The sequence below is a fragment of the Parvibaculum sp. genome, assembly GCF_002684405.1.
GTDB lineage: Bacteria > Pseudomonadota > Alphaproteobacteria > Parvibaculales > Parvibaculaceae > Parvibaculum.
This window is the reverse complement of the sequence record NZ_NYVD01000159.1, coordinates 1-7,351: the sequence shown is the minus strand read 5'-3', so window position 1 is coordinate 7,351 and position 7,351 is coordinate 1. Positions and strand designations below refer to the sequence as shown.

Genomic DNA, 7,351 nt, shown 5'->3' with positions numbered 1-7,351 from the left:
CCGGCGCGAGCCCGGAACTGGCCCCCCGACCGCCGGAGGCTCGCGCCGGCCCCGCCAGGCCAGTACGCAATACAAAAGGGGCCTCGGCGGGAAACCGTTACCCTCAGTAGAGCAACGCTCATGCCAATGGCCTTTTGTCCCATAGTGAAACGGGGCGTAGCACCCGCCCATCGCTGCTGAAATTCCGTAATTGCCTTGAAAAAGACCAGTTTTCTTCACCTCGCGACCATCTGGCCCGGCTACCCACTGTCCTCGACATGGCGTGCAGAAAGCCGACGCTCCGTCGCACCGGCTTTGTAAAACCTGCGTTAAAGTGCCTGAAAGAGACAGTGATTCCCGATGGGAACCGGTCCTCCGGTTCGACGGACGTCTTTAGCAAATGGGAGAAATCCGAATGGCCATCACGACACGTTCCCCCGAGACCTCACGCAAGGCGCGCACCTTGCTGAAAGGCGTCTGCATGGCGGGACTGGTTGCAACCGCCTCTGCGACGGCTTCTCTGCCGGCCATGGCCGGACCGAACGACGCCACCCAGGCACCCAAGGTCGAGAGCAAGTCGGAAAAGACCTATACCGAGCAGGAAGTCGTTGCCGCAGCAGGCGATTTCTTCGGCGGCGTGTCGGAAGGCCTGGCCAAGGCCGTACACCGGGTCTTCGCGCAATACGGCCAGCCCAACGCCTTTATCAAGGGCGAGGAAGCCAGCGGTGCCTTCGTCATCGGCCTGCGCTACGGCCAGGGCGATCTCGTCATGAAGCAGGGTGGCCGGTCCAAGGTCTACTGGCAGGGACCGAGCGCGGGCTGGGATTTCGGCGGCGACGCGGTGAAGGTCTTTACCCTCGTCTACGACCTGCCGAATACAGACGCGATCTACCAGCGCTTTCCGGGTGTGGAGGGCAGCGCCTATCTTGTGGGCGGTGTTGGCGTGAACTACCAGCAGCGCGGCGATATCATCCTGGCGCCCATGCGCTCGGGCATCGGAATCCGGCTGGGTGCCTCGGTGGGCTATCTGAACTACAGCCGCGAGCGCGAATGGCTGCCCTTCTGACACACCCGCGGTGAAACTGTCCTGATTGGGGACATGCCGACTGGAATGGACCCCTCTTTTCTGGCAGTTTGGCGCCGATTGTCGTCCGCCTGCCAGTAAGAGGTGTCCATGATCGAAAGCCTGATGCTGTTCGCGCTTGGCTTTCTGATAGCAACACTGTTCGCCATCATTGCAAGTCAGTTCATCTGGCGGCGCGCCGTCACCGTCACCACACGCAATCTGGCCGGAACCGATCCGGCCGGAGAGGAGCATGACGCCCTGCGCGACATGCTGAACGACCGGAACGCCCGCCTGACCGAGCTGAGCAGCCGCCTGGAAAAGCTGGAAGCCCTGGAAGCCCTGGAAGCCAATGAGTCGCCCTCCTCCCCCGGCACCGATGAGGCGGAGGAACAGCAGCGGCAGTCCGAAACGGAAACCGCCGAAACGAAAGCCGAGACGGCCCGGGAGATGGAGCGCCTGCGCGCGCGCCTGACCGAGCTGGAGGCCGAACTTGCCCGCTCGCAGGCCGAACGGCAGGCGCAGGACGACCACCTTGCCGCCATGAACCAGCGCATCGCGGATTTCGAGGCCGCCCTGTCACAGAACGACCACCGCAAGGAACAATCCCAAGCCAGCCTGCGGCACATCGGCGAGAGAGCGGCCCGCCTCGCCTACGATCTCAACAACATCGTCGAGGAAATCGCTCCGCGCGATAAGCCCCGTAAAGCGCCCGAAGAAGCGTCAGAGGAAGCGCCAAAAGAAACAGCTGAGGCAAAGGCCGACAGCGAGGCCGAGGAAAAAACCGGCGAAACGCCCGCCGACGGCCAGCAGGGCGCCCCTCAGGGTGACGGGATCGCCGACACGCTGGAAGAGCTGACCGACAGGGTGCAGACCGCCTATGGCACGCCATCGGAGGTCCCCTCTGCCGCCCTGCCCGCCTCCGCCGAAGCCCCCATGGACGATAACGGCGAAAAGCCCGAAGACGAGCCGCAGGAGCTTGAGAAGCACACCGGAAAACCGGGGGCTTCTCCGCTGGATGAGCGTATCCGCGCCCTTGAGGCAGGCCTGCCCCACTAATCCGGTTAAGAATCATTGCACGGACCGCAGGCTCCTGCTCTCCTCATACGGATGAACTCCATCGGAGGAGAGGACCATGGCTTTCGCCTATCCATTGACCGGACTGGTCACGATTTTCGTACTTCTCGTTTATTTCTGGATGGCCTTGCAGGTCGGCAAGGCCCGTCAGCGTTTCGAAGTCCCCGCGCCGCGCATGGATGGCCCTGAAGAGTTCCTCCGTGTACTGCGCGTCCAGGGCAACACCACGGAAGGGCTCGCGCTCTTCCTGCCCGCTCTCTGGCTCTTCGCGCTGACGATCGGCGATCAATGGGCCGCGCTGGTAGGTGTCTTCTATCCGCTCGGGCGCATCGTCTATGCGCGCGGCTACTACAGTGAAGCGCTGAAACGCTCCACCGGCTTCACCATCGGCATTCTTTCGACGGTGCTCCTGCTCATCGGCGCATTGATCGGACTTGTAATGACGCTTGCCGGTATCGCCATCTAGCGCCCCGACACCCCAGGACGACCCGATATCGACAAAGGCGCGCCGCGAAAAGCCGTGGCGCGCCTTTTGCCGTTCAGACCGGATCACACGGATATGTGCCCGGAAGCGTTACACCTCGTTAACCTTGCGTAGAGCTTCCTTATCTACTCTCACCCCGGAATCGGAAGGCCGCCACGTCCCTGCGGATTCGCCCCGGCGACCGGCGCCACCACAATGTCCGCGGAAGCCTCTATGCCAAGTTCGACGCGCCTCCTCTTTGCCACCGCATGTGTCACGGGCCTCATGACAAGCCACGCGCTGGCCGGGGCCTGGCCGCAGGAAGCCGGAAAAACGCAGGCCATCACCACCGTCACAGTGAGCCGCGCCACCGATGAATTCGATGACAATGGCAGCAGCCGCAGCACGTCGCGCTTCCGCAAGGAGAGCGTCGAGCTCTACGGCGAATTCGGTATCGACGACGAAACGACGCTAATCACGAAAATCGAGGTTTCCAATCTCCATCCCGAGCCCCCGGCCCAGAGCGCGACCGGCTTTGGCAATACGGAGATCGGCGTCCGGCGGGTAATCTGGAACGACGACGATCAGATATTTTCCCTGCAGGCTTCGGCCCTTCTGCCTGGCCGTTCGCTTCTGACGTCGGAAGGCACGGATGCGGAGCTTCGGGCTCTCTACGGCTACACCTTTCCGCTCTTCGGCTACCCCTCCTACATCGATGCCGAACTGGCCTATCGGCTGCGGACGAACGGCTACAAGGACGAGATTCGCCCGGACCTGACATTGGGCATCCGCACCAGCAGGAACTGGCTCCTGCTCCTCCAGTCGCTCAATGTTTTTTCATCGGGCGATGGCTCCAACCTCGCCTATCAGGGGCGGCAACATAAGCTGCAGCTCTCCGCCGTCCGGCGGCTGACGGATTCCGTATCCTTCCAGTTCGGTGGATTTGCGACGGTCGCAGGCAGTCGCACCCCTGCCGAACGCGCCGTGATTGCGGCGATCTGGGTCAATTTCTGACCGCGTCTCTCACTCAATACTGAGGAGCGAGACGGAGAAGCCCGGTCACACCCGGCCGCTCGACGGCATGCTGTGGGGCCGGCCCGGCAAAACCTTTCGCACCGCCTGTCAAGGGCACGCCCCAGCCCAGCGCTGCGCAAAGCCCCAATGCGATGATGGCGCCTTTACGGCCTTTCGCCTGAAGTTCGGTCGATGCAATCCAGGCCGCCGACGTCGCGACCAGCACCGCAGCCGGCATCCGATAATCCACACCCCAGCCGAACAGCGCATTGGCCCCGGCGAGCATGGCGGGCAGCGCTAGCGCAACGAAAGCGCCGCCCATGTGACGCCGCCCCTGCCCGACGAGCAACGTATATCCAAGCATGAAGACGACCAGCGGCGTCAGATACAGCATGGGATAAAGCTGCGCCTCGACCATATCTCCAGGCGCCGAGGCTAATGAGGAAACCGGGTCGAGGAAGAGCCGCAGGAACTCCAGCGGACTCGCTTCAAGGCTCGAAACCAGACAATAGAGGCTGAACAGGACCAGAAAGGTCGGCAGGATCGAAACGAGGAAAAGCGCCGTGAACGCGCGTATGTCACGCCGTGCTGCGCGATCTCTCAACGGCACCAGAAAAGCGAGTACCGGAATAAAAACCGCCACCTCCGGCCGAACCAGCGCCAGCAACGGCAGAAACAGCCCGAACGTCATCTGGCTCTGCACATCCCCGTTCACATCGAGCCTGTTGGCGGCATAAACGAGCATGCCGAAGGTCAGCGCAAAGGGGATCGATTCATTCGCATTTACCGTCAGGTAGATGACAAGCGGCTGCGCGGCCACAAGCGCGAGCAGCAAAACGGCTTCCCACACCCTCCAGCGATCGCTCTGCATCGCCTTGAAAAGCAGTCCGAGAGAAAAGGCGGCGCCAAGCGACGACACCATGATCAGCGCGGCATGCAAATTCCAGATGCCCGGCAAGACATTCAGCACCGCAACGACGAAGAGCGATATCCAGGCGTGAGGCGCAACCTCCATCTCGCCGGGACGGTCGCTCCAGAACCCCTGAAGAGCGGGCACCAGATGATGCAAGGCAGGCAGTTGCGCCGCCACCAGAACGAAGAAGGCCAGCGCCGGCACGATAACGACGAAGGCCGTTGTTGCCTTGCGCGGCGCCGGAAGCGTCACACTATTTGCCATTCGCAGCCCCTCCCAATTGCGCAAGCGCATGCTTGGTCTGAAGGCTCGTGCCGTGTTCCGTCTTCTCCCAGTAGTGCGGCATCGTAATGAGCTGCCACAGCGCCTTGTAGGCGGCGACCGAATGCAGGACCCAATAGAAGGGCTGAAGAATGCCCTGAAGCACCAGGTCGTAATAGCGCCGCTTCAGGGCGGCGATGATGCCGAAATAGACAAGGAAGAGATTGCCGACGATCAGATTGAACGCCGCAATGAAAGCAACCGGTTCGGGCAGAAGGTCGCCCAGTTGAATCCAGTTCGTTGTCAGGCTGACAATCGTCACCAGCCAGAAAAACGGATTGATGAGCATGACGAGCGGCGGCCCGCCCACGAAGAGCTGGAAACTCAAAAACCCCTTGGGCCCGATGGACTGCCACAGATGATAGGGATGACGCATATGCACCAGCCAGGTCTGCATATAGCCTTTCACCCATCGTGATCGCTGCTTGATCCAGCTCGGCAGAACGCCATTGGCTTCTTCATAGGTCGTCGAGTTGATAACGCCGACCGTATAGCCTTCCTGCGCGAAACGGACGCCGAGATCGGCATCCTCCGTCACATTATAGGGATCCCAGGCGCCGACCTGCCGCAACACCGAGACACGAAAATGATTGGAGGTGCCGCCCAGCGGAATGGGGACCTTCAGCCAGTCGAGCCCGGGCAGGAGAAAATCGAACCACTGCGAATATTCCAGCGTGAACATCCGCGTCAGCCAATTATCCTGCCGGTTGAAATAGTTCAGGCGCGCCTGCAGGCAGGCCACGCTGCTTTCCGACCGCCTGAAGGCGATAACCGCCTTTTTCAGCTGGTCGGGCTCCGGCATATCCTCCGCATCATAGATGGTGGCGAACTCGCCTCGTGCGAAAGTGAGCGCATAGTTGCAGGCCTTGGGCTTCGTTTTCGGCTCGGAATGCGGTACGCGGACGATTTCGAAGCTGGCCGGCATACCGAGTTCCTTGGCAGCGGCAATCGTCTCTTCGTCATCCTCCTCGAGGATAAATTTCACATCGAGCTTGGAAGCGGGATAGTCCAGCCCTTTCAGCGAATTGACCAGCAGCGGCAACACGCTCGCCTCGCGATACATCGGCACCAGAACCGTATAGACGGGCAAATCCTGATCGCGGATCGCGGCGACATCGCCGTCCGAGATCTGCACGTCCACATTCCGGTTCGCCCCTACCCAGGTGAGCAGAAACTTGAAAAGAAATGTCACGAGATAAAAGACGGTGAGCACCGCCATTGTCCCCACGAAGACATCCCCGGGCCGGACCACGCAGAGCGCCAGATAAAGAATGCCCAGCGCGATCAAACCGTTGCGCTGGGGAACGGTCATCGTGATCTTCGCGGAATGCTCCGGCATCCGGGAATAAAGCGCATCGAGCGCCTGCGCGCTGTCTTCCTCGCGAAAGAGCCGCTGGGTCTGCCAGAAAATGTCATAGGGCGACGTAATGACGAATGCATAGCCATTGCGCCCGAAACGGCTACGCGCCCATTCATGCTGCCGGGGCGTGACCGCCGTCGTCGCGAGAATGACGCGGCCGCTTTCGCGCTGCCAGGGGATGAGCCCCACGGAAGCGTAGTCGTTCCGGTCTCCGTAGAAACACAGGCTGGGATCGGCCGGATGCACCTGGAGGTTGACGAACGGAACCCTCAGCACATCCGCCAGCGTGCGGAAATAGTCGATCGGCCGGACGATCCCCTTCCCCAACAGCACATGACCGAGGTGGGACCCCCAGCGGTCCTGCTCTTCCATCGCCGCCGCGAGCGTATCCGGCGTCAGCAGCCCCTTGCCCAGCAGGCGCTGGCCGACCTTGATGTGCAAGGCAGACTGATCGCCCTTCGGCATCAGGGAAAGACCGGTGGATATGGGAGCGGATTGGGGAAAAGCTCTATTCATTTCCAGCCCTTGAAGGCGGCACGGAACGGTGGCGCGCGGATAAGGGCGAATTAAGCAGGAACAGAGTTAAGAAAGCGGATACGCAGCGCGGAAAGCCGGCCCCGAATTGGCACTTCAAAAGCAAAAACCCGCCGGAATTCGGCGGGTTTTACATGCATCGGACTGGCATCCCCTAGGGGACTCGAACCCCTGTTTCCGCCGTGAGAGGGCGGCGTCCTGGACCACTAGACGAAGGGGACGCGGTCCGGTACGGGCGCCTCGTATATGACGGTTTGGCATCCCGGATCAAGTGCAATCGGCTTGAACGGCCTCGTTGTGCCGGGATTTTCGCCGGCTCCGCTGCGCTAGCTAGGGGCTGCACCCTAAAAACACCCCTCTGCACTGCGTCAAACCACCGCATACTCATCCCGGTTTACGTAGAAACGCTCACATAGAGAAACATTGTACATTTAATTACAATGCATTAAGGAACACATCTAACTCATTCCATCCCGCAAAATTATTTTGCATTGCACAAGAAACAGTGTTGACAGATTGTCACGAGTGCGGGATATATAACTCACGAAACACAGTGATCGACCTCCTCCCCGATCGTGTTTCTTGAAGCCGCCAGCGCCTCTCCTCCCTCCTCCCCGGCGCTGGCGG

At 60.9% G+C, this 7,351-nt stretch carries 6 protein-coding genes and 1 tRNA gene; 4 read left to right on the top strand and 3 right to left on the bottom strand.

Annotated features, from left to right (window positions below; translation table 11 throughout):
- The first annotated feature begins 394 nt into the window (after positions 1 to 394).
- The 4 genes from CMI59_RS14820 to CMI59_RS14805 all read left to right on the top strand — a co-directional run bounded on the left by CMI59_RS14820 (position 395) and on the right by CMI59_RS14805 (position 3,596).
- Positions 395 to 1,045, top strand: coding sequence for a DUF1134 domain-containing protein (locus CMI59_RS14820; protein ID WP_293329008.1), 651 nt, complete (start codon positions 395 to 397; stop codon positions 1,043 to 1,045).
- Positions 1,046 to 1,153: 108 nt separating this feature from the next.
- A complete protein-coding gene (locus tag CMI59_RS14815) occupies positions 1,154 to 2,101 on the top strand; it encodes a hypothetical protein (protein ID WP_293329007.1) in 948 nt (315 codons plus the stop codon).
- 76 nt (positions 2,102 to 2,177) lie between these two features.
- Entirely contained in the window at positions 2,178 to 2,585 is a 408-nt protein-coding gene (locus CMI59_RS14810; RefSeq protein WP_293329006.1) for an MAPEG family protein, read from the top strand.
- Positions 2,586 to 2,816: 231 nt separating this feature from the next.
- The gene (locus tag CMI59_RS14805; RefSeq protein WP_293329005.1) at positions 2,817 to 3,596 is read left to right on the top strand and encodes a hypothetical protein; all 780 of its coding nucleotides are present in this window, start codon (positions 2,817 to 2,819) and stop codon (positions 3,594 to 3,596) included.
- A 13-nt stretch (positions 3,597 to 3,609) separates the two neighbouring features.
- Here the strand turns inward: CMI59_RS14805 and CMI59_RS14800 are convergent, their stop codons facing one another.
- The 3 genes from CMI59_RS14800 to CMI59_RS14790 all read right to left on the bottom strand — a co-directional run bounded on the left by CMI59_RS14800 (position 3,610) and on the right by CMI59_RS14790 (position 6,945).
- Positions 3,610 to 4,773, bottom strand: coding sequence for a hypothetical protein (locus CMI59_RS14800; RefSeq protein WP_293329004.1), 1,164 nt, complete (start codon positions 4,771 to 4,773; stop codon positions 3,610 to 3,612).
- Positions 4,763 to 6,706, bottom strand: a complete 1,944-nt coding sequence (locus tag CMI59_RS14795) for a glycosyltransferase family 2 protein (RefSeq protein WP_293329003.1) — start codon at positions 6,704 to 6,706, stop codon at positions 4,763 to 4,765. The genes CMI59_RS14800 and CMI59_RS14795 overlap by 11 nt, the downstream gene beginning before the upstream one ends.
- Positions 6,707 to 6,869: 163 nt before the next feature.
- A tRNA-Glu gene (locus CMI59_RS14790) sits at positions 6,870 to 6,945 on the bottom strand.
- Positions 6,946 to 7,351: the final 406 nt, after the last annotated feature.

What these genes read in the sequence shown, in the direction of transcription:
- CMI59_RS14795 (WP_293329003.1), bottom strand. Translation starts at nt 6,706, where the DNA reads ATGAATAGAGCTTTTCCCCAATCCGCTCCCATATCCACCGGTCTTTCC.
- CMI59_RS14820 (WP_293329008.1), top strand. Translation starts at nt 395, where the DNA reads ATGGCCATCACGACACGTTCCCCCGAGACCTCACGCAAGGCGCGCACC.
- CMI59_RS14800 (WP_293329004.1), bottom strand. Translation starts at nt 4,773, where the DNA reads ATGGCAAATAGTGTGACGCTTCCGGCGCCGCGCAAGGCAACAACGGCC.
- CMI59_RS14810 (WP_293329006.1), top strand. Translation starts at nt 2,178, where the DNA reads ATGGCTTTCGCCTATCCATTGACCGGACTGGTCACGATTTTCGTACTT.
- CMI59_RS14805 (WP_293329005.1), top strand. Translation starts at nt 2,817, where the DNA reads ATGCCAAGTTCGACGCGCCTCCTCTTTGCCACCGCATGTGTCACGGGC.
- CMI59_RS14815 (WP_293329007.1), top strand. Translation starts at nt 1,154, where the DNA reads ATGATCGAAAGCCTGATGCTGTTCGCGCTTGGCTTTCTGATAGCAACA.